Annotated in this window: 22 protein-coding genes and 1 pseudogene; 10 read left to right on the top strand and 13 right to left on the bottom strand. The window is 64.5% G+C overall.

Going from position 1 to position 20,790, the window contains the following annotated elements; all coding sequences use genetic code 11:
* Positions 1-150 precede the first annotated feature (150 nt).
* On the top strand, positions 151-507 hold the full coding sequence (locus AO501_RS02685) for a hypothetical protein (protein WP_055576261.1): 357 nt from the start codon (positions 151-153) through the stop codon (positions 505-507).
* Between the two features lie 116 nt (positions 508-623).
* Here AO501_RS02685 and AO501_RS02680 read toward each other — a convergent pair whose 3' ends face one another.
* Together AO501_RS02680 and AO501_RS34665 are read right to left on the bottom strand one after the other, a co-directional pair.
* A complete protein-coding gene (locus AO501_RS02680) occupies positions 624-1,367 on the bottom strand; it encodes an anti-sigma factor family protein (RefSeq protein WP_055576260.1) in 744 nt (247 codons plus the stop codon).
* Positions 1,368-1,932: 565 nt separating this feature from the next.
* Positions 1,933-2,228: pseudogene (locus tag AO501_RS34665) on the bottom strand (DUF1416 domain-containing protein); the annotation flags it as partial.
* Positions 2,229-2,471: 243 nt separating this feature from the next.
* On the opposite strand from AO501_RS34665, the gene AO501_RS02670 reads away from it, so the two are divergent.
* The 3 genes from AO501_RS02670 (at position 2,472) to AO501_RS02660 (ending at position 4,204) form a co-directional block, all read left to right on the top strand.
* Complete coding sequence (locus AO501_RS02670; protein WP_197048307.1) at positions 2,472-2,843, top strand: BlaI/MecI/CopY family transcriptional regulator; 372 nt, start codon at positions 2,472-2,474, stop codon at positions 2,841-2,843.
* 13 nt (positions 2,844-2,856) lie between these two features.
* Entirely contained in the window at positions 2,857-3,795 is a 939-nt protein-coding gene (locus AO501_RS02665) for a M56 family metallopeptidase (protein ID WP_055576259.1), read from the top strand.
* A gap of 142 nt (positions 3,796-3,937) precedes the next feature.
* On the top strand, positions 3,938-4,204 hold the full coding sequence (locus tag AO501_RS02660; protein ID WP_231513645.1) for an SHOCT domain-containing protein: 267 nt from the start codon (positions 3,938-3,940) through the stop codon (positions 4,202-4,204).
* Between the two features lie 1,928 nt (positions 4,205-6,132).
* Here AO501_RS02660 and AO501_RS36775 read toward each other — a convergent pair.
* Together AO501_RS36775 and AO501_RS39985 are read right to left on the bottom strand one after the other, a co-directional pair.
* A complete protein-coding gene (locus AO501_RS36775) occupies positions 6,133-6,519 on the bottom strand; it encodes a hypothetical protein (protein ID WP_156298759.1) in 387 nt (128 codons plus the stop codon).
* 320 nt (positions 6,520-6,839) lie between these two features.
* Entirely contained in the window at positions 6,840-7,034 is a 195-nt protein-coding gene (locus AO501_RS39985; RefSeq protein ID WP_197048308.1) for a hypothetical protein, read from the bottom strand.
* Between AO501_RS39985 and AO501_RS38640 the strand changes: the two genes are divergently transcribed.
* The 3 genes from AO501_RS38640 (at position 6,992) to AO501_RS02640 (ending at position 9,355) form a co-directional block, all read left to right on the top strand.
* On the top strand, positions 6,992-7,141 hold the full coding sequence (locus tag AO501_RS38640) for a hypothetical protein (protein ID WP_419775661.1): 150 nt from the start codon (positions 6,992-6,994) through the stop codon (positions 7,139-7,141). The two genes, AO501_RS39985 and AO501_RS38640, sit on opposite strands and share 43 nt — an antisense overlap.
* Before the next feature lie 543 nt (positions 7,142-7,684).
* Positions 7,685-8,059: a hypothetical protein gene (locus tag AO501_RS02645; RefSeq protein WP_055576256.1), complete on the top strand. Its 375-nt coding sequence runs from the start codon at positions 7,685-7,687 to the stop codon at positions 8,057-8,059.
* Between the two features lie 102 nt (positions 8,060-8,161).
* The gene (locus AO501_RS02640) at positions 8,162-9,355 is read left to right on the top strand and encodes a PLP-dependent cysteine synthase family protein (RefSeq protein WP_082658343.1); all 1,194 of its coding nucleotides are present in this window, start codon (positions 8,162-8,164) and stop codon (positions 9,353-9,355) included.
* Positions 9,356-9,629: 274 nt separating this feature from the next.
* Here AO501_RS02640 and AO501_RS39980 read toward each other — a convergent pair whose 3' ends face one another.
* From AO501_RS39980 to AO501_RS02600, 9 genes are all read right to left on the bottom strand, one after another.
* A complete protein-coding gene (locus AO501_RS39980; protein ID WP_269323497.1) occupies positions 9,630-9,899 on the bottom strand; it encodes an MmpS family transport accessory protein in 270 nt (89 codons plus the stop codon).
* A 151-nt stretch (positions 9,900-10,050) separates the two neighbouring features.
* Positions 10,051-11,448, bottom strand: a complete 1,398-nt coding sequence (locus AO501_RS02635; RefSeq protein WP_055576266.1) for an NADH-quinone oxidoreductase subunit N — start codon at positions 11,446-11,448, stop codon at positions 10,051-10,053.
* A 15-nt stretch (positions 11,449-11,463) separates the two neighbouring features.
* Positions 11,464-12,954 (bottom strand): complex I subunit 4 family protein, encoded by a 1,491-nt coding sequence (locus AO501_RS02630; RefSeq protein ID WP_055576255.1) that lies wholly within the window; start codon positions 12,952-12,954, stop codon positions 11,464-11,466.
* Between the two features lie 3 nt (positions 12,955-12,957).
* The gene (locus tag AO501_RS02625; protein WP_231513539.1) at positions 12,958-14,634 is read right to left on the bottom strand and encodes a proton-conducting transporter membrane subunit; all 1,677 of its coding nucleotides are present in this window, start codon (positions 14,632-14,634) and stop codon (positions 12,958-12,960) included.
* A 161-nt stretch (positions 14,635-14,795) separates the two neighbouring features.
* On the bottom strand, positions 14,796-15,098 hold the full coding sequence (locus AO501_RS02620; RefSeq protein WP_055576254.1) for an NADH-quinone oxidoreductase subunit NuoK: 303 nt from the start codon (positions 15,096-15,098) through the stop codon (positions 14,796-14,798).
* Positions 15,095-15,658 carry an NADH-quinone oxidoreductase subunit J gene (locus AO501_RS02615; protein WP_055576253.1) on the bottom strand — a complete coding sequence of 188 codons (564 nt, stop codon included), beginning with the start codon at positions 15,656-15,658 and terminating at the stop codon, positions 15,095-15,097. Before AO501_RS02615 ends, AO501_RS02620 begins: the two co-directional genes overlap by 4 nt.
* Positions 15,659-15,663: 5 nt before the next feature.
* Positions 15,664-16,584: a complex I subunit 1 family protein gene (locus AO501_RS02610; protein ID WP_055576264.1), complete on the bottom strand. Its 921-nt coding sequence runs from the start codon at positions 16,582-16,584 to the stop codon at positions 15,664-15,666.
* Positions 16,577-17,698: a hypothetical protein gene (locus tag AO501_RS34650; protein WP_231752311.1), complete on the bottom strand. Its 1,122-nt coding sequence runs from the start codon at positions 17,696-17,698 to the stop codon at positions 16,577-16,579. Before AO501_RS34650 ends, AO501_RS02610 begins: the two co-directional genes overlap by 8 nt.
* 116 nt (positions 17,699-17,814) lie before the next feature.
* Entirely contained in the window at positions 17,815-18,159 is a 345-nt protein-coding gene (locus AO501_RS02600) for an NADH-quinone oxidoreductase subunit A (protein ID WP_055576262.1), read from the bottom strand.
* 260 nt (positions 18,160-18,419) lie between these two features.
* On the opposite strand from AO501_RS02600, the gene AO501_RS02595 reads away from it, so the two are divergent.
* From AO501_RS02595 to AO501_RS02585, 3 genes are all read left to right on the top strand, one after another.
* Complete coding sequence (locus AO501_RS02595; protein WP_231513536.1) at positions 18,420-19,172, top strand: TIGR00730 family Rossman fold protein; 753 nt, start codon at positions 18,420-18,422, stop codon at positions 19,170-19,172.
* 308 nt (positions 19,173-19,480) lie between these two features.
* Positions 19,481-19,687 carry a heavy-metal-associated domain-containing protein gene (locus tag AO501_RS02590; RefSeq protein WP_055576251.1) on the top strand — a complete coding sequence of 69 codons (207 nt, stop codon included), beginning with the start codon at positions 19,481-19,483 and terminating at the stop codon, positions 19,685-19,687.
* A gap of 36 nt (positions 19,688-19,723) precedes the next feature.
* Positions 19,724-20,790, top strand: a 1,067-nt coding sequence (locus tag AO501_RS02585; protein WP_197419751.1) for a heavy metal translocating P-type ATPase, incomplete at its 3' end; no start/stop codon positions are given.

Below are 20,790 nucleotides of genomic sequence, written 5' to 3'. Positions count from 1 at the left end.
ACCTGCCGTTAATGGAGACGGTGCGCTGTGTTGACGCCGTCAACACGCCGAACCGAAAACCGCAGGTGACGAACGGCACTGAAATTGATCGAGAACGGCCAAAAGCGCAGGTAGAGGCGTTGACGAAGACCGAATCCAGGGGTTCAGCCAGTGCAGCGGGGCAGGTTGTGGCGCAACCGATTCGCCGCAGATGGGCAGACGCCAGTCCAGCACGGCGGCAGGATCCACAGCATCACCGAGTCCGGTGGCTGCGGCGTGCTGCAGGGCGGCGACGGGGTCGCCTCCGCCCAGAGCGAGCAGGGCCAGGTTGCGGCGCAGCACCGGCCAGGCCGGGGCATCGGTGACCTGGGTTCCGAGGCCGGCGGCGGCCTCGTCAATGGCGGCCATGACGTGGTGCCGGCGCGGTGTTCGGCGCCGGTCCAGAGCGCATCGGCATACATCGCGGCCAGGGAGGCGATCCAAAACGGTGCCGCCGCTACGCCGCTGGCGCCGGGGGCAGTGGGCTGAATTAGCCGAAGCGGACGTCGGCTGACACAAAACCTCGTCAATATTCTAGTCGGCGCCGAGTGCAGACTCGTGAAGTCGGCAAATCATGGAACGTGGCAGTTACGGTTGAGCGGCGTCTACAGCGAGCGCTCCAACAACACTTGCCCGCTGTCGGCGTATACCACTTGCACTGCAGCGATCTGATCAGCCCGCGTCGAGGTGCTGCCGGCGGGCGTGGCCGTGTGGCCAGGTTCAGCCAGCCATGTCGCCAACTGGGTTCGGCTGCCGTCGCGACCGACCACGACCATCGCCAGCCTGTCGTGGGGGGCATCCAACGGAGCCAGACAGTCGGATCTCATGTTGATGGAGGTTCCCCAGCGCTCCGGGGTGACCCACACCTTCGATGTCAGCAACTTTGTCCCGACTTGCGCCATTTGCAGGGCCGAAAGCGTCGTCTGCGGCGGCGGTGTGGTTGTGAAATAGCCGTGGACGCCGATAAAAACGCTGATCGCGATCACTACCGCGGCGGCAGCGGCCGTCCAGGCGATTACCCGGGTATGGTGGCGGCGCCAGCGCACGGTAGCCAGCAAGGACGGCAGCAACTGCGGCGACATTTTCGGTACGGATGGGTGGTCAGGCTCTTTGATCGCAGCGAGCTCGTTGAGTTCAAGTTGCGAAAGCAGGGCCGGCATGCCGGACAGTTCGGCGATGGCTTCCCGGCATGCCAGGCAGTGCGCCATGTGCGCCTCGAATTCACGCCGGTCGGCGGCCGATAGCGATCCGAGCACGTAGGCGGCATCCCATGTCGCGTAGCGGTGGTTATCATCGGCGGACACATCCCGATCACTGGGTGGGCCGAGTCCCCGTGGCGGCGTCATCATGAGAATCGATCTCCCGCTTGCCATCACATATTCGGGCTGGCGGACCGTGGTGCAGTGTTGGTGGAAAGCCAAGCACCTGTTGCCATTTGGTATTCGACGGTGATAGGTGCTCGGATAGGATCCAGCGCGGTCATCGCGTCACCCCAATACCGTGCAGCCTGAGTCGGGTTACTCGGCCGATGGTTATCGTGACCGCGACCCGTGCACAGCCATCCCCGCGGCGACCGCTCGGCCTCGCCTACGGCTTGCGGATACTGCCATGCTCGCAGGATTTGGTCCGACAGGGCGTCCGCGGCGCAGGCTCGCATGCCGGTGAGCCACACTGCGTAGCACCCCGAGACAGCAGAGTGTCCGTCGTAGCGGGCCCTCATTGCTGTGGCTTTGGGAGCCGCTGCGCCAGCGCCTTTGGCCATTCGAGCACCTCCTGTTCTTGACACGAGTCAAACGCCGGTTCGGTTCATAAAGTCCGTTCCCAAGTCGCGCCGCGTCGAAGTGGCCGGCGCAATGTGCTACACACTCGAGTGCGCTCGTGCACTTCGCGAGTCGAATCAGGATCCGACACACAAACTTTGACTTCTACCCGCTTGATCCCCGGCCGGTGGAGCAACCACGACGTCTCCACATCCGTTCGGGCACAACGCATGCACTGTCCACGCTTCACAGCGCAGCGAAGAACCGGAAGTAACCGGCGGCCGAGGTAACGACCTCCCCGGTGAATTCATTGCACGCGTTCAGCAGTCGCATGGCCGTGCGGCCCACCGGCTGTCCGGAGTCGTCAAGGACCCGACCTGTGATGATCGTTTCCTTCCTGTTGTCGATACCGTTTGGCAGCGCCATCTTTTCCTTGAGTCGAGAGCTCATCATCGCCTTCCCATTCGATTTGACTCGCCCCCGCAAGCGGTACTCACTCCGGCCACCGAAGTGGTTTCCGAGATTCTGTTGCCAAGCCGATGTGCGCTAACACATACTGTCTATGTACGTAGATCGTGCATTACTATCTACGTACGGAACAAGTACTGCGTACGGAGCAAGTATCTTGTTCGAATGTCGGGGGTCCGCCTCAGAAGCACGTCAATGGACTCGACACCGGTTCCCGGGAGGCCCATGGTGAGGATTCGAGGATTCGGGGAGCTGGAGGCGGTGGTCATGGATCGCATTTGGGGCCGCGACCCGGCCGCCCCCACTACGGTGCGCGAGGTGTTCGATGAACTTGCCGCTGAGCGCACCATCGCATATACGACGGTGATGTCCACAATGGACAATCTGCATACTAAGGGCTGGTTGAGGCGAGAACGCGACGGCAAGGCCTACAAGTATTGGCCCACCCTGTCGCGCGAGCAGCACAGCGCTCGGCTGATGCGGGAGGCACTCGACGGCGGCGGTCACCCCGATCTGGTGCTTCACCACTTCGTTGCCCAGATCGGCCCGGAAGAATCGGCACGATTGCGTGCTGCGCTGCGCCGGCTGTCGAGATGAAAACGGGTCAGCAGTGAGCGTCGCGGTCTGTCTGCTGTTGTACAGCCTGACGATAATGGTCGCCGGGCCTCCAGTTTTACGCGTGTTAACCCGGCACGGACATGCCCCCCGGTTTGGGGTAGGGGCCTGGTTGGTCGCGATCGGCACGGTACTGCTGAGCTGGCTGGCGGCAGCGGGGATGATCGTCATCGATCTGGTCACTCACTGGAGTTACCCGCGAGTGCTCGTCCACTCTTGTCTTACGTGGGTGCATGTCATGGTGAGTGACAATGCGGGGGTCGCGGCGATCACGCTGGCTGTGATCGCCGCTGCGCTGGCGCTGCTGGCCGCGGTTTCCAGTGTGCGGCTGGCCAGGACGGTAGCGCGGATGCGTGCGCGAGCCTGCGCGCATGCCGCGGCGGTGCAAATGGTCGGCCATCGCAACGGAGGCGCGTATGTGGTGGTGGAAGCTGAGGAACCAGCCGCCTACTGTGTCTCGGGCCGGCCGCCGGCGATCGTGGTGACCAGCGCCGCCCTGGCTGCACTCAATGATGATGAGTTGGCCGCCGTGCTTGCCCATGAACGGGCCCACCTCAACGGGCACCACTCGGTGGTAGTCACCACCTTGCGCGGTCTTGCCGCAGTGTTTCCGAAGCTGACCCTCATGCGCGAGGGCGCCAGCGAGGTGTCGCGGCTACTGGAGATGTGTGCCGACGACGCCTCGGCGCGCCGGCATGGCCCTGCGGTGTTGCTGTCTGGGTTGATCACTATGTGCCGCACGACCCCAGCCGGGGCCCTCGCGGCCGCCGATGTGGCCGTGCTAGCACGCGCCGAACGGCTCGCGACGCCCCCGCGGGACCCCGCGGTAGCCAGGGCTCGGGCAGCGCTGATCAGTCTCATCGCAGTCATGGTGGCGGCGCCGGTCATGACAGCGGCACTGGCCGCGTCCGGCGTCCCGATATGCGGGATGTAGTGGTGGCCGTGGCGACCAAGAAGACCCGTTAAATGGTCAATCATATGGAAATTGGCGACGCGCTATCGTCGTCTCATGCGGTGACTTTGACCGCCGTCGATTTCAACCGCACGGTTGGTCGCTCGGTCAACGAATTAGTGAGGTGACAGCGGAGATGATGTGGCATCGCGGCCACTGGTTATGGGGCGGGTCGATCCCACTGACCCTGGCGACAGTGATGTTCGGGGCGCTGCTGATCAGCGCCGTCGTACTTGCAGTGCGGTACCTGCTCTCCTTGCAGGGCATCGGCACAGCCCCAGCTGCCCGACCCAGCAGGGCGGAAAGTCTGCTCGCCGAACGTTTTGCCCGTGGCGAGATCGACGATGATGAATACCAGCGCAAGCTAAGGCTCCTCCACCAGCACCGCTAAGTCCGAGGTCCTGGTTTGCCACGCGGCAGCCCGCAGCGGCTGCTCTCGAAGGGCGCTGACAGTGCACCGGCTTCCCGACTGCCCAGGCACTGTCCTTGAAGCTCCAGACTGGGGCGACGCGATGTTCGGCCTGACGGCAGCGGCAAGCGCACCCTCGCGCTCGCGCACGGCAGCCCCCGACCAGGCAAGGAGTGCCGCCGGACGGCGCGGCGTTGTGTCCCGCCCTGCAGGGCCGACGCGGCGCCCACTGGCGTAGAAGCTATCTCTCCACGGGAGGCCTCTGCTTAAAGCAGAGGCTTCGGATAGCAGACCGGTCATCACCCTGTTGAAGTAGGGGTTGTCGTGCGGGGCCAGACGCCAGGCCCAAGCGCTGCCCGGTGCCCCGCTCAAGTCCGCTCACCCGTAGTGGGTGGTTGAACGTGCACACGCACCGGACTACTGGCCTACTACGTAGAACAGCTGAGTGTTCATCACCTCCGCAGGAGGAATCCATGACAGACACCGCGCCGGCCAGCCCGCCTAACCCGGTTTGGAAAATCCATGGAAGCAGACATGAAACAAATGATGGCCGACCCGAAAATGCCGATGAATAAACCGGAAATGCCGTCGATGTCGCCTATGCCGAGCATGTCCCCGGTGCCGCGCACGTCTCCGATGCCGAGTATGCCCATGCCCTCCTGCACGCGCTAGGTGCGCCGGGGACGGGGCTATAGCTGCGAAGGGATTTGGGAAGGAGCCAGGATGATAATGAGGCATTTCGGTGACGGGGGATGCGCTCATGGGGTGTGGATGGCCGAAACGTTTCTGTTTCAGCCGTTTCTGATCGCCGCTGTAGTGCTGGTCGCGCGGCATCTAGGCTCGCGAGTCGGTGCCAGCGCCTCCCTTGGACTTCGTCACCGTCCCGCTGACCGGATGACCAAATTTCCAGCGGTCGGCCTTTGAACACACTCGTGCGGTCGCCGTTGACTTCACACACAGAGCGGTTAGCTCGGACTCGTCGACACCTTCGCCCCGCAGAGCCGCGGTCTCGTAAGTCATTGTGGTTTCATTCTTTTGCGGAGCCGGCTTCTGCAGCGGCGGGTACTGCCGACCGCGGCAAGCACCACAACTAGCCAGTTATGCCGCCATTGCGCATGGAATGAAGAACCGAGATGTGTGTGGCCCGGGAGCGATCTTGCGCGGCCGACGCCGTCGAGGCAGGCAGGGTTGCCATGCGAAGTCCGTCTAAGTCCCGCACAATGACTTCATACTGAGCTACTAAGTAGTATAGTATGTCGCGAAACCTCTTCCATCCAAAGGAATCCGATGACAGTCACCGCACCCACCACTCCGAATCGGTCTAACCGGCTCTATCAAGCCCTCGCTATCGTCGGCATCGCAGTCGGCATTTTTATCATCGCAGCCGGCATGTATCTCCTCATCTTCCCTCCGCCCTGCTGTGCCGGCATGTGAGCCGGATGCCTTCGCGATCGGAGAGAAACGTATGGAGTACGGGACATATCCTTGTGGTCGCAGGTCGTTGATGTCGCTCGCAATTTCCGATGCGTTCGACCGCACGCGTCCCAGAGATGGCGGAGGCGGGTGATCGCCAATGGTGACGCTATATCAGGCATCGGGCGCGACACGAACACAGAGGTGGCTGGGCAAGCACGGAGCGACCGACGTCGTTGGGCCCCTCGAGGCACGGGGGCACTTTCGTATGTGGGCCTGCCCCCTGTACAGGGTCGTTGGCGTGGCGCACGGTGCTGATCTCCTGCGTAAGAAGGCGATCTCTTGGACTCGCCGATACTCTGCCGACGCAAACGTCCCGCCGGCTGGCGGCAGCGGTCACGCCGCTCGACGCTCGACGCTCGAGATAAGACCTACTTAGTACTGCAGTATTCGATGTAATCGACGTAGCTCAGGAGGATTACGATGTCGGACCCTAGTCATCCAGCCGCAGACCAACCCGGGACAGACGCCGGCCCCGAAAACCGAACTAGCACGCGCCCGGTCAAATCACGTTGGGTATTCCCGACTCTCGCCATCACCGGGGTCGCCGTCGGGATTTTCATCGTCGGAGCCGGTCTGTTTTTGCTGTTCGCACCCTCGAGCTGGCACCCCGCCAAGAAGGACTGTTGTGTATCCATGGAAGCCAAGATGAAGACCATGAAGGACGATATGAAGAACATGCCCTGCATGGGCTCGCCCGCCTCGATGCCGGGCACGAGTCCGATGCCCGGCATGCCTTCGATGTCTCCGATGCCGAACATGCCGTCAATGCCTCCAATGCCTCCAATGCCTCCAATGCCGAGCATGTCCCCCATGCCGGGCATGCCAACACCCTCCAGGTGACACACCTGATTGCGTAATCTTGATCGACCGACTCATTCACGGGCCCAGCGCAACATCGGACTGCCAGCCGTTGTCCGAGCTTGGCATGCACCATCGCTCACAGGCCTCACTGATCGCCGCCTCGGTGGCGGGTGGATCGTCAACTGGGCGTGCAACTAAGGGGCGTTGATGCTTGAGTCGCTTCGGCTGCGGTAGCGACCGCTTTGAACTCTCACGGCGGCCACCCGCTCAAGGTGGCCGGCATCCCGACGGTGAGGCCCGTACCGGCGTCCAAGTCCCCGAGATTCGTAGGCTCGGCAGGCTAATTCGCGCGGTGCTGGTGCGCGGTGACTCCGACTCGGGCGTGCCGGACAACTCGGCTGGTCGCGCACCAGCGCGGCATCAGCCAGGCATCACCGCCGAGTGCGATCGTGACCGCGAGATCCAGCACCGTCTTGCCCGGATCATGCACCGATCGCGCCAGCCGCCATAAGCCCGGCGTTTGCTGGCACGGCACGCAAGGAGCGGGAGCCGAGGGCGGCCGGCTTAGCCGCGTTGGCCGGTGACGAGTTCGGAAAGGGTCCGCGGGCGCCGATGGTTCCGGGAACGTGGAAACCCGATTAGTGCAACCAGCCCGGGCCGGAGTTGGACGACGCACCGCCACATGTTCGAAACGCCTATCTGTGCTAGCCGAGGATGGGGACAGGGGATCCGACGCGCCGCGGCATTGCCGTACTCCGTCGGTGGCTGCGCAGTCAGGTGTTGATCCGAGGCGGCGATCATTCGGTGCCCGGTTTTGGAACGCCCCCGATGGTCCCTCGCCGGTCGGGCCTCGGCTAAGTGTCGGGCTGTTCTGTGTGTAAGAACGAAACAGTGGGGGCGGATACCCGCACATCGAGGCGAATGCGAACCGGGGCTGTCTCCAGTTGCCAGGACGGCACCCCACCTGTACCCTATAGGGGTATGAGGTTCGTGTGGGAACGGATGGCTCCGTCTCCGATTACCTCGCTGCCGGTCACGGCCTGTGGAATGTGGATTACTGACGACCGCCGATCGTTAGGTCGGCAACTAAAGCCGCTTCGCACAATTTCCGACATTGCTCATCGCCGCCAGGCTTCAGGCATTCTGCGGGCGGCTAACGCACCGTGGCAGCCGCGGTGGCGACCGGTGATTGCCGTGGCCCTCGCGGTGTCGCTCCTTGCCCTGTTCGGCCACGCCGCCATGCTGCATTCCGAGACTCACCGGTCCCACCACCACTCCCATGCGCTCCTCTCCGAGGTAGGCGGGGCTTTTGCCGTCAACGTCAACCACGCCCATCTTTTCAGTGGGTCGTTGACCGAATGTCACGACGTCTTGGCATCCGCGGTGTTGCCGCGGACAGGGGCCACCTTGGTGGATCTTGGCGTGGCCGTGGCAATGGTCGCGATCATCGCTTCGTTGGCCAGTCGGGTAGCGGCATCGGTCCGGGGGCCACCCGAATTTCCGCCCGCCGCCCTCGCCGGTCAAGACCTCTTGAGGCGGTTCTGCCTGTCTCGTCGCTGATCGAGCAGCGTCAGGTCGTGGTGCGCGCTGCATGACGGCCGGTGACCGCTGACCGACGTTTAATGCCGCCCATCTGCGGCGAGCCTGCGAAAGCGACGATAAATGAACAATCTCTTATCGATAGCAACCTGTAAACGCTTCGAGCTGTCCACTGACACTGCCGAACTACGCCACAGCGGGGGCCTGACCCCGAATTCACACAAAGGGCGGCACCTCAATTCGGCTGGGTGCGGCGTCACCGCCGGCAAACATCGCGAACCCGCCGGCCTGGTGGGCAATACACCGGTGCTGTGGATTTCGGGCCCCTTCAGCACCGATGACCGCGGCTATTGGGCCAAGCTTGAAGGCGCTAATCCCGGCGGGATGAAAGACCGTCCGGCTCTGCACATGGTGGAACGGGCCCGGGCCCGCGGCGAATTGCGGCCGGGCGCACAAATAATCGAATCCACCAGCGGCACCCTCGGGCTAGGGCTCGCGTTGGCGGGCCAGGTGTACGGGCATCCGGTGACCTTGGTGACTGACCCCGGGATGGAACCGATCGTGCAACAGATGCTGAGCGCCTACGGGGTACGCATCGACATCGTCCCCGAGCCGCATCCCAGCGGGGGATGGCAGCAGGCCCGCAAAGCCCGGGTGGCCGAACTACTGGCCGCCGACCCGCACGCCTGGAATCCCGACCAATACAACAATCCCGACAACGTCGACAGTTATCAATCACTGGCGCTGGAACTGCTCGACCAGCTCGGAAGCGTTGATGTCCTGGTCTGCTCCGTGGGTACGGGAGGTCACTCGGCCGGCGTAGCTCGCGTGCTGCGCCAAGCCAGCCCCGACCTGAAGTTGATCGGTGTAGACACCATCGGCTCGACGATCTTTGGGCAACCGGCCGCCGCCAAGCGGTTAATGCGCGGCCTGGGATCAAGTATCTATCCCCGCAACGTCGACTACCCGGCGTTCGCCGAGGCGCACTGGGTGGCCCCGGCCGAAGCGGTGTGGGCGTGCCGCACGCTGGCAAGCACCTACTACACCAGCGGGGGATGGAGTGTGGGCGCGGTGGCATTGGTCGCCGGCTGGGCGGCCCGCACCCACCCTCCCGGCACCACCATTGCCGCAATCTTTCCCGATGGTCCGCTGCGCTACTTCGACACCATCTACAACGACGACTACTGCCGAGAGAACGATTTGCTGACGGAGGTCCCGCCCACTCAACCCGCAGTCATCGACGACCCGACCGATCAGGTGGTGCAGTCCTGGACACGGTGTACCACGGTGCTCGACCCCACCGTGGCTAAGCAGTAAAAGGCTTTCGCTCAGTTCCGCAGCTTCGACCTGCCCAGCAAAAATGTTCACTGGATTGCAAAATGGCCAATTCGAGAGAATCCCGCTGATGATTCCGAAAATCATTGTCATTGGCGCAACTACTGTCCTCGCCGTTCCGGGGTTAGCGCCGATGACCGGCTCTGAACCCTCAACGTTTGGTGTCCTCAGCTGTAGAAGTGCCTGTCGAACACAAGATGCGCCTGGCAGCCCTGCCCACAACAAGGAGGTCGAACTCGGAGTTTTGGAAGGTCTTCTATTTGTGCCGAGCAAGCCTCTGCGCGAAAATCCCAACTTCGGCTGACCAGGGGTGAAGCGCCGAAAAGATTCTGTCGGAGCCGAAAACGCTGCGGAGCCGCTCGACGACCATCCCATCCAGAGCAACGGTCGCCACAACCACGAGCGACCCCCACGCCCGCTTCAGAATGCTGAGAATTGGAGTATCTCCGTTGCCCGTGGCCCGCCTTTGGCAGTGCGTCGTTCTCTTTGCCCGATGTCGCCGCCTTGGACGGCTCGTTGAGTTCAAGGGAGATGGCTTCCGCAAGGGGAGGTCGCCATGCCGATTTCGCCAGCAGTTCCGCGCTTTGGTGCCCCGGTAACCCGCGCCCAGACAGATCAGGGCAAAGCCACATCCGCACCCGTTAACGGCTCGCGGCGCTCCGCGGGAGTAGCCTTGGCTACCGCAGTGGTGTCGTGGGCAGCACCTCCCACAGCGGTCCCGCCGCAATGCCGAGCCCCAGGCTCAGTGCTGCCGCGACGATCGCGGCGCGCGCAGACCACCCGCCCGGGATGAAATCGTCTGACATTTGCGGCTTCTGGAACACCGGAGCGATCCAACGCAGATAGTAGACGAGGCTCAGCAGGCTGTTGAGGAACACCACCACGGCCAACCACGGGAACCCACCGTCCCAAACGGCTATGGCGGTGGTGAGTTTTGCGACGAAGACACTGGTGGGTGGGGTCCCGACCAGCCCGAGCAGCGCCACCACCAGCGCCCCGGCCAGCCAGGGCCGGGCTCGCGCCAAACCACGGTAGGCGCTAAGGTCGCGCCAGTCGGGTAGTGCGGTGCTGACCGCGAAGGCCGCGCTGTTGGTCAGGGTGTAGGCGAGCAGGTAGAACAGCAGCGACGGCAGGGCCAGCTCGCTGCGACCGGCGACGGTGACAGGCACCAGTAGGTAGCCGACTTGGCTCACCGTCGACCACCCCAGGAGCCGACGAGGATCCTGCTGCCCGTAGGCGGCCAAGTTGCCCAACGTCATACTCGCGACAGCGAATATCGCGATCAGCAGTGGCCACGCAACGGTGTGCGGCACCACGGCGGCCACGCGGTACAGCGCGATAAGTGCGCCGATTTTGGGCACTGTGGTCAGGTAGACGGCCGCTACGCCATTGGCGCCTTGGGCGGCGTCGGGAACCCAGAAGTGGGCGGGCACACCGCCTGCTTCGAACATCAGACCGGCCACCACGGCCACGAGCCCGGTTGCCACCACCGCAGCTGGCGCGCCGCGCAATTGAGCGGCCAGTTCGTGATACCGGGTAGCCCCGCTGATCCCGTAGAGGACGGTCACGCCCAGCAGCAAAGTGATCCCGAACAGCGCGCCGATCAAATAGGTCTTCACAGCTGCCTCGGCCGCCGGGCCCGAACGGGACAGTCCGATCAACCCGTAAAGCGGGATGCTGGCCAGCAGGTATCCGGTGGCCAGGACGAGCAGGTCGTCAGTTCCGGCGAGCACCATGACGCCGGCAGTCGAAAATAGTAGCAGCGCATAGGTTTCGCTTTCCCGCGATGTTGCTGCGATGTCGTCGCCGGCCAGCGCCAGGACTGCCAGTACGCCGATCGCGGCGGTGATCCGCGCCACTGCGGTGGTGGTGTCGACGGCGAAGGCTCCGTCGAACGCTGTCTGATCCGGGGCCGCGATTCCTACCGCCGCGACTACGACGACACCGGTCAGCGCCGCGGCGGCGACGATTCGGGCCCACCATTGACGCTGGCGGGACAGAAATGAGCCGCCGATCAGGACCAGCAGCCCAATGCCGAATGTCAGCATCTCCGGCAGCATCAGCAGCGGCCGCATCGCGGTGTTCACCAGCTATCTCCCGACCAACCCGATCAGCGTGCGTCCCGCCGGTTCGATTACATCCAGCAGCGGGCGCGGCAGAACGCCGATCAAAATCGACAGCGTAAGAAGCATTCCTGCCGAGCCGGTTTCGGAGGGGTGCAGATCGAGGAAGTTCTGCGAGTGGCCACGGGTCTGGCCGGTGAATATGCGCTGCAGGGCAAGCAGAAACAAGGCTGCGGTGATCAGGATGCCCGGTAGCGCGAGCGCGGTGAGTGGTGTGGCGGCGATGGCGCCGGTGAAGATTTGAAACTCGGCGATGAACCCGGAGAAGCCCGGCAGCCCCAACGAGGCGAACGCGCCGAGGGTGAACAGCACAGCCAGCTTCGGGGCCGGTGCAGCGAGACCGCCATAGGAATCCATGTCGTAACTGCGCGCCCGGTCGTAGAACACCCCGGCGAGCAAGAACAGCGCCCCGGTGATCAGCCCGTGGCTGACCATTTGTGTGACCGCTCCACTGACCGCCACCGCACGCGCCTGGTCGGTGCTGCCCGAGAGCAGGCCGGCAGCGCCGAGCGCCAGCACGATGTAGCCCATGTGGTTCACGGAGGTGTAGGCGACCATGCGCTTGAAGTCCTGCTGCGCCAATGCAACCAGGGCTCCGTAGAGCACCGAGACGACGCCGACGGCAATGATCAACCAGGCCCAGGCGCGCCAGGCCTGCGGCAGCATCGGCATCGCGATTCGCACGAACCCGTAGGTGCCCATCTTCAGCAGTACCCCCGCCAGCACGGCCGAGCCGATGGCCGGCGCGTCGGTATGAGCGGGGGGCAGCCAGGTGTGGAAGGGCACCGTGGGTGTCTTGACCGCCAGACCCAGCAGGATCGCCGCGAGGACCAGCCCGCCGGCCAGGGGGCGACCGGCCAGCGGATTGCCCGCGATCAGCTCGGGCATGTCGAATGTGTGCGGGTTGGCGGCGATGTACAAGCCGATGAAGCCCACCAGCAGCGCCAGTGAGCCCAGAAAGGTGTAGAGGAAGAATTTCAGCGCCGAGCGGGCGGCGTTACCGTGGCCCCATCCGGCGATCACGAAGTACATCGCCACGATCGACAAGTCGAAGAATACGAAGAACAAGATCAGGTCCGCGGCGACGAACAGACCCAGGCTCACCGTCTGCAGAAACAGGAACAACGCCGCCTGCGACCTGGGTCGGTCTCGACCCCGCAGCCCATAGAGCGCGCAGGTCAAGAAGATCACCGCCGACATGACCACCAGCGGCAGCGATATACCGTCGACCCCGATGTGGTAGCTGCTGTTGACCCCTGGGATCCAGCGGGCCCGCTCCTCGAAAGCCAGCCGGTTGGGGCCCGGTGTCGCATAGCGTGCCCAAACCAGCACCGTCAGCGACAGATCCGCAGCGGTGGCGGCGACCCACACCCAGCGGGCTGCGGCTATGCCCGACTTCGGTAGCGCAAGCACACCCGCCGCGGCGGCCAATGGCAGGAAAACGATCAAACTGAGCACCGGTCACCTCACCGCGATCAGAAGCAGGACAACTGACACGACCACCACCACGGCAGCGAGGTAGTACTGGTGCAGCTGGCCGGTCTGCGGCTTGCGCGCCAGCGCCCCGAGCTGACGTGTGCGCGTCGCCACCGATTCCACCGCGGCATCAACACGACGGTCATCGATGCGCGCGGCCCACCGGCCGGCTCGTAGCGTCCCGGAAGCGACCCGGTCCACGGCACGGTCGAGAACGCCATCGTCGAACCGGGCCAGCGCGTGAGCCAGGCGCAGGGTGGGACGGGTGACCACGGCGGTGGCGGCCCGCTGCAGACCGAGCCAGTTGGCGGCCCATCGCGGTTCGGGCACCCCCCAACGCACGACCGCAGCCACGACCAGAAGCGCTAACAAGGCCGAGGTTGCCAGTTCCGCCGCGGCCGGGTGGACGGTCGAGCGGTGGTCGAGGACACCGCTGAGTGTCGGCGCGATCGGCGGCAATGCGAGCGCCCCTGCCACGGCGGCACCCACGGCGAACACCAAAATGGGCAACTGCGCAAAGACGTTGAGCCCGTGAGGATTCGGCGAATCTCCGTTCGGCACTGGCGCACCCCACAGGGTGACGAGAATCTTCCCCGCGTAGGCCGCTGACAGCGCTGCGGCCACCAATCCCACGACGTAAAGCGCGATCGAATGGTCGAGTGCGACCGCTAGCACGGCGTCCTTGGTCGCCCATAAAGATAGCGGCGCGATACCCGCCAAAGCGGCCGCACTGATGGTGGCGGACCAGCCGAGCAGCGGCCATCGCCGGGCCACACCGCGCAGCGTGTCCAGCTGCTTGGTGTCCAGCAGCAGCAGCCATGCGCCGGCGGCAAGAAACAGGCCGGCCTTGGTGAGGGCGTGCGCGACCAGTTGCGCGGCGCCACCGCTGACCGTGCCCACCCCAGCTGCCATCACCACGAATCCGAGCTGCGCCGCGGTTGAGGCGGCGAGCAGCTGTTTGAGGTCGCGTTGAGCCACCGCGACAGCACCCAGCAATACCGCGGTCACCGCCCCCGTCCAGGCCGCCCATTCGGCTGCCCATCCCGTCGCTGCCAGCAGCGGCTGGATACGCAACAACAGGTATGCGCCCATGGCCACCATCGCCGCCGAGTGCAGTAGCGCGCTGACGGGGCTGGGACCCTCCATTGCCCGGGAAAGCCAGAACGAAAACGGCAACTGCGCCGCCTTGCCCAAGGCGGCGATGAACAAGCCGACCGCGATGACGTTGCGCCATGGCACGGTTGCCTGGGGCAGGTCCGCCAGCGCAAATCCCGCGCCACCGGCAAGGGCCGCGCCGGCGCCGACATACAGCCCCAGATCGGCGCAGCGGGTCGTCACGAACGCGGTGAGGCCGGCCGACATCCGAAAGTCGTCGCGCCACCAGAAGCCGATCAGCGCATACGACGCGGCCCCCATCACCTCCCACGCCAGCAGCAGCGCCGGCAAAGTGGCGGCGGTCGCGGTCAGTAGGGCGGCCGAGGCGAACAACAGCATCAACCCGTGGAATCGGCCTGCGGCTTCGCGGATGTCAGCCACGGCGAACACCAGGACCAGCAGGGTAACCACCGCGACGGTGGGGACCACCACCGCCGACAGGCTGTCCATGGACAGCCCGAACTGCCCACCAGCCACGAAAGCGACGCTGACAGCGGGACGAGTCATTGCCGCCACGATCGACAACCCGACCACGACCGCTGACATCGCGACCGACATCCCAGGCGCGAACCGATCCCAGCGGCGCGTGAGAATCAGTGCCGCGCCGCAGCCTGCCGGAAGACAGATCAACAGCCATAGGGCTGGCTGCGTTGTCGAAGTCACCCCGTTCACCCGGCCAAGTCGGCAGCCGAGTCGGTCATGTCCGTGCGGCGTTCCCGGTGCAACAGCGTGGCCGCCGCGAAACCCATCGCCATCTCCACCGTCATGGCGGCGATGATCACCAGCAGCATTACCTGTCCGGCCGGTGCGGGGGAACAGAACCACCAGAACCCGCCGGCCGCCAGAATGACTGCGTTCATCATCAGCTCGAGGCCCATCATCACCATGACCACGACCTGCTGGGAGAGTGCTCCGTAGAGGCCAATGCTGAACAGCGCCGCGGCCACCAGTAAGACGGTTTGCAGCGTCATCGCCCCAGCCCGCCGGGTTGTGGATCGCTCGGGGGTCTGCGTTTGAGATCGTCGCCGAACCGGTCATAGCGCCCGCGGCGGGCGGCCAGAACGACGCCGGCGACGATGGTCGCGACCATCACCGGGCTGATTACCGTCATAGCCAGCATGCTGGGGCCCATCAACTCCTCGCCGAGCGCATAGGTCAAATCCTTCGGCGGTGCGCCGTGCCGCGCCGGCCAGTCGGTCAGCAGGATCCCCGACGCCAACATCACGAACGTTGCGATCGCAGCGGCTAATGCGCGTCGGTTGTCGTGCACCATGCTCATGGGCATCAGCGCCGGGTTCATGCCCATGAACATGACCATGTAGACCGCCATCACCGCCATCTCCATCACCATCATCAAGATGATGACGACGCCGATGTAGTTCTGCTGCAACAGCACAACCGCTATGCCGACCGCAACGAACGAAACGGCCAGAGCGTAGGTGGCGCGGGCCATGGAATCGACGACGAAGACCGCGGCTCCGGCCAGCACGGCGGTCACCGCTAGCAGGCCGAACACGATGTGGACAATCATGAGAGTCACGTCCTCACTGCGATGATGGCCACGACGAGGTCCTGGACAAGCGTGAGCGGCAACAGCACCAGCCACCCGATCTCTAGGAATTTTTCGGGCCGTAGCACCGGAAGCCGCCCGCGCAGCCACACGAACACCGACAGCACGGCGATGGTCTTGACCAACACCCAGCACCACGCCGGTAGCAGCGGACCCGCACCGCCGCCGAGGAACATCGGCACCGCGAACGCCGCACCGGCAGCCAAGAGGGTGAAGCGACCCGCCTGGAATACGAGTCGATCCACGCCGGACAGTTCCGCGCTGACACCGCCGGCAATATCAGCCCCCAGCGCCGCGGAGAAGGGCCCCCACACCGAAAAAGCCACTGCCCCAAGGCAATACACGACGAACGCGACCGGCATCCACACCGCGAACCACAGCCCGTGTTGAGCGGCGGCCACATCGGCGACCCGGAGACTCCGCGCGGCGATGGGCGGGGCGACCAGCGCGAACATCAGCGGCAACTCGTAACCGAGCCCGTGAGCCAGGAATCGATAGCCGCCGACGAGGGGATGGGCGGCATTCGCACCCCAGCCGGCAAGCCACACCAGCGCCCACACCATGACATCCATGGCGTTGAACCACATGACACCGACGTCGAGATCGGCCAGCGTCCAGCGGCCGAATGGCACAACCGTCACCATGAGTGACGCAGCGACGATCAGCCCCGCCCCGCCGGCGCGCCACAGCAACGTATCGGCGGCCACGGTGGTGCGACGGCGCTGCCGCATCAGCCGCGCGACTTCGTAGAGCGCAGTTCCTGGTCTGCCGCCGTCAGCCGTGAGCACGCCGTCGAGGGTCGCCGCGTAGAAGCCGAGGCACAGCAGCAATGCCACGCCGGCCAGCGCCCACACGCCCGAAACCACCGTGATCGAGACCTCAGCCATGGCGACCGCCCGGACGAGGTGCGGTGTCGAGGCCAAGGCTGGCGATCACCAGCCGGGCGCCCCCGACGTCCAGTCCGCTCACCAGATGAGGCAGCGCGTCGAGGACGCTGGTTGCAGCTGTGGCGACACTGCTTGGTTCGTTCGTGAGCGCGTTCCGCGCCATGTCGACCTGCGCGAAGAGGCGGTCGTAGCAGTCGCCGGCCAGGGCAGTCGGCAGCTCGCGGGTTCTGCAGTCCGCGGGGGTCAACGATGCGATGTCGCGCAACGACCAGCGCAGCGTTCGCGAGCGGCGGAGCTTGCTGTGCAGGGTATCCAGCAGGCGAGCGGCGTGCCCGGTGTCCGCCTCGCTGAGAAACCCATCCCGCGCGCTACGGGCGATTGCTGCCGCACCCGGCCAGGCGGCCAGTCCCAGCAAATCAACGACATGATCACAATGTCGCGCCGCGACATGGGCCCTCGGTCCGGGCGGCAGAACGAGGTTGCCGACTTCTTTGTCGACGATCCACGCCTCGGCTTGGGCGAGCACGTCCCCCTGCAACGAGCACCGCACCACCAGCCCCGCGGGCCAATACCGCAGCACCGGCCCAAGGCGAAGGTGCAGCACATCCATTTCCAGTCCGTCACGGTCGTCGCCGCCTTCGGCCAGCGCAATCCCACCCGGCGCCATATCCATCCCACCGTGGTGCATGTGCTGATGTGCGTTGTGGTCCATGTGTTCGTGCTCGCCGTGGTTCGTGCGGTGGTGCTCGTGGTCGGCGTGGTCGCTGTGGTCGGCGTGGCCGCCGTGGTCGGCGTGGTCGCCCTGCTGGTGGTGCTCGTGCTCGCCGTGGACGTCATCGTGCTGGTGCTCGTGGTGTTCTTGTTCGCTGCGGTCAGCGTCGTTCGGCCCTGGACATTGAGCCCGCTCACGCGCGTCCCGGCGGTGCACCTCGACTTCGGCCAACTGCATGGCCGCACCACGCAATGCCGATTCGACTGCGCCGGAATCGGGCAACTCGACGCGGACCCGAGGACCTGGCATCTGGTCCCAGACCCGGTCGATTGCCTCCTTCAGTTCCGGTCCCGGCGTACCGCAGATCGCTAACACGTCAGCGTCGGCGGGGGAGGTAGCCACGCACCAACCGCGGACTCGAAGTCGGTGTTCGGTCTGTGCGCGCAGCACCCACGACCCAGGGACTTCCACGATCAGCACGTGTGCCCGGCGTGCTGCGCATCGCGCCAACAACCGCGTCAAACCCATCGCAGGGCACCCTCGCGCCACGCCCATGCCACCGCCACAAGCAGCGCGGCCAGAAACACAAACATCTCAGTGATGGCGGTCGCGCCCATCTTTATGACCACCAGTGCCCAGGGATACATGAACAACATCTCGACATCGAAGGCGAGAAACACCAGTGTCGCCAGATACCAGCGAACGTGATATCGCGACAACGCATGCTCTTCAGGTGGCCATCCCGACTGAAAAGGCAGTGTTGTCAGCGTGTTCGGGCTGATCGCACTGAAGCGATGCAATCCGTAGACACTGACAAGCCCAGCCACGATAAGCAACAGGGTCCACGCCACACCCGCATACATCGCGGCTCCTAGTCTGTTGTGGTCGCCGAAATCGGTACCCTTGCGGCCGCTTCTCAAACTCTTGCCGTCGATCACTTGTCCATTGGCAGCCTTCGTCCGCGATATGTGCCCTCGCTGCCGGTCAGTGGCCGTCGAAATAAGGTACCAGCCCTAGCCGATGGGGGATCTTCGACCGACGGGGGGTACGGACGTGAACACATTCGCTGCCCGACGGGCGACAAGACCAAGCTGCTTAGGGGCGCTTCAGTTTCGTCGGCGCCGTGGCCGTGGCACGATCGACTCAAATGCACGAGTCAAGAGACTGCATCCCCGCGACGTGCGACGAGGATCTGCTGTCCTACTTGGGGCCGGGCTTTCCGCCGCTGTCGGGCAGCGATCCCGGCCGCGTTGCCAGGATCCGCGACGAGGTGGCGCATGGTTTTGCGGCCCTGGCGGACGTCACCCATGCCGTGTCGTTCTTTGGTTCCGCGCGGACGCCGCCGGATCATCCGCACTACATGATGGCGCGCACGCTGGCCGCACGCCTGGGCAGCTTGGGATTCGACATCATCACCGGCGGGGGCCCGGGGATCATGGAGGCCGCGAATCAGGGCGCCCGCGACGCCGGCGTGCGATCGATAGGCCTTGTCATCGAGCTGCCCTACGAGCAGCAGCCGAATCAGTTCATCGACCTCTCACTTCAGTTCAACTACTTCTTCGTGCGCAAGCTGATGTTCGTCCGCTACGCCTCGGCGTTCGTAGTTCTTCCGGGCGGCTTTGGAACGCTCGACGAGCTTTTCGAGGCCCTGACGCTCATCCAGACTCAGAAGATACGCAACTTTCCTGTCGTGCTTGCGTGTTCGGACCACTGGACCGGGTTGGAGCGGTGGATTCGTGATCGCCTGCTGGAGACCGGATTGGTATCGGGAGAAGACGTCGACCTGCTCGTGATCGCCGACGACCCGGACGAGATCGGCGAAGTCGTCGAGCGATGGCGCCGACGACAGTTGGAGACCTACCGTCCGTCTCGGTGAGGGGATCTTTAAGCGCTCACGATATGAGTTGCGGCCATTCGCCGGGCCGGTACACCATCGGGTCCTCAACCGGCGCTAACGACCGAAGGCCCAAGACGAGATGTCAGACATCGTAGCCGCGTCGATGGTGGGTGTACGTAGGCGGTCAAACCGGGTACATGCAGTAGTCCTACTGCGTGCCGCAACCAGCGCAACGCGATTTTCGGAAAGCAAACCCGGGCGAACTTCTTCACCCTCCCTTGATTACCCTAGGGGGGTATGGTAGACAGGGATTGTCCAGGCGTTATACATACAGATCGGAGAGCGTTATGAGCACCCTGACAGTCACCGTTTCTGGGATGACTTGCGGGCACTGCGCTTCCTCTGTCCGCGAGGAAGTCGGCAGCATCCCTGATGTCACGGCAGTGGACGTGGAGCTTGGCAGTGGCAAAGTGACCATCAACAGCGATGGCGTGATCGAGCTTGGTGCGGTCAAGAATGCGGTGGAAGACGCCGGCTACTCGATGGTCCGCTAAGACGACCTGTCCCGATCGAACTGAAGGAAACAGAGCATGGACTCCGCCACGGAACCCACCCGGCATCTTGAGCTGCAGATCGGCGGGATGACGTGTGCTTCGTGCGCGGCTCGAATTGAGAAGAAGCTCAACAAGATCGACGGCGTCAGCGCCTCGGTCAACTATGCCACCGAGAGGGCCAGCGTCGACTACGTCGGCAGCGTCTCAACCGATCAGCTCGTGACGACGGTGGCGCAGGCAGGCTATACCGCGGAAGCGCTCAGCCAGGGTTCAGCGGCCATGAGCGACGCGTCTGCCGTGCCGGGCGCAGAAACCGATCCGGCCGCGGCGATAAGGCAACGACTACTGGTTTCACTGGTGTTGACCGTGCCGGTGCTTGCGATGGCCATGGTGCCCGCCCTGCAGTTCGCCAATTGGCAGTGGCTCTCGCTGACGCTGGCCGCGCCGGTGGTGGTGTGGGGTGGGCTTCCATTCCATAAGGCCGCTTGGGTGAACCTGCGGCACCACACCGCCACCATGGACACGCTGATCTCGATGGGCACGATCGCCGCACTGGGTTGGTCGGTCTACGCGTTGTTCTGGGGCACCGCCGGGATGGCGGGCATGAGGCACCAATTCGAGCTGACAATCTCCCGTACCGACGGCACCAGCAACATTTATCTAGAGGCCGCCGCGGGGGTTACCACCTTCATCCTCGCCGGCCGGTTCTTTGAGGTCCGGTCCAAGCGGCGGGCCGGCGCCGCGCTGCGGGCGCTGCTCGAACTCGGCGCCAAGGTGGTCGCGGTGCGCAAAGACGGTGTCGAGCACCGCATTCCGATTGAGCAACTCGCCATCGGTGACGAATTCGTAGTACGCCCTGGTGAGAAGGTGGCTACCGATGGCCTGGTGATCGAGGGCTCCTCGGCGGTTGATGTGTCCATGCTCACTGGGGAGTCGGCGCCGGTTGAAGTCAGCCCCGGAGATCAGGTAGTGGGCGCCACCGTCAACGTCGGCGGTCGAATAGTGGTGCGCGCCAACCGGATCGGTTCGGATACCCAGTTGGCGCAAATGGCGCGGCTGGTCGAAGAGGCGCAATCGGGCAAAGCGCAGGCGCAGCGGTTGGC

It is taken from the genome of Mycobacterium gordonae, assembly GCF_001417955.2.
GTDB lineage: Bacteria > Actinomycetota > Actinomycetes > Mycobacteriales > Mycobacteriaceae > Mycobacterium > Mycobacterium gordonae_B.
The sequence above is the reverse complement of the archived record's forward strand: the minus strand, read 5'-3'. Positions and strand labels throughout refer to the sequence as shown.

Bases quoted from the DNA above. Each gene is read 5' to 3' on its own strand.
- AO501_RS02600 (WP_055576262.1), bottom strand. From the start codon at position 18,159: ATGTATGCGGGTGTGGCGTGGACCCTGTTGCTTATCGTGGCTGGGCTT.
- AO501_RS02620 (WP_055576254.1), bottom strand. From the start codon at position 15,098: ATGACGCTGCAAACCGTCTTACTGGTGGCCGCGGCGCTGTTCAGCATT.
- AO501_RS02610 (WP_055576264.1), bottom strand. From the start codon at position 16,584: ATGGCTGAGGTCTCGATCACGGTGGTTTCGGGCGTGTGGGCGCTGGCC.
- AO501_RS02680 (WP_055576260.1), bottom strand. From the start codon at position 1,367: ATGATGACGCCGCCACGGGGACTCGGCCCACCCAGTGATCGGGATGTG.
- AO501_RS02635 (WP_055576266.1), bottom strand. From the start codon at position 11,448: ATGCGGCCGCTGCTGATGCTGCCGGAGATGCTGACATTCGGCATTGGG.
- AO501_RS02625 (WP_231513539.1), bottom strand. From the start codon at position 14,634: ATGACTCGTCCCGCTGTCAGCGTCGCTTTCGTGGCTGGTGGGCAGTTC.
- AO501_RS02670 (WP_197048307.1), top strand. From the start codon at position 2,472: ATGGTGAGGATTCGAGGATTCGGGGAGCTGGAGGCGGTGGTCATGGAT.
- AO501_RS02640 (WP_082658343.1), top strand. From the start codon at position 8,162: ATGAACAATCTCTTATCGATAGCAACCTGTAAACGCTTCGAGCTGTCC.
- AO501_RS02615 (WP_055576253.1), bottom strand. From the start codon at position 15,658: ATGATTGTCCACATCGTGTTCGGCCTGCTAGCGGTGACCGCCGTGCTG.
- AO501_RS02590 (WP_055576251.1), top strand. From the start codon at position 19,481: ATGAGCACCCTGACAGTCACCGTTTCTGGGATGACTTGCGGGCACTGC.
- AO501_RS36775 (WP_156298759.1), bottom strand. From the start codon at position 6,519: ATGCCCGGCATGGGGGACATGCTCGGCATTGGAGGCATTGGAGGCATT.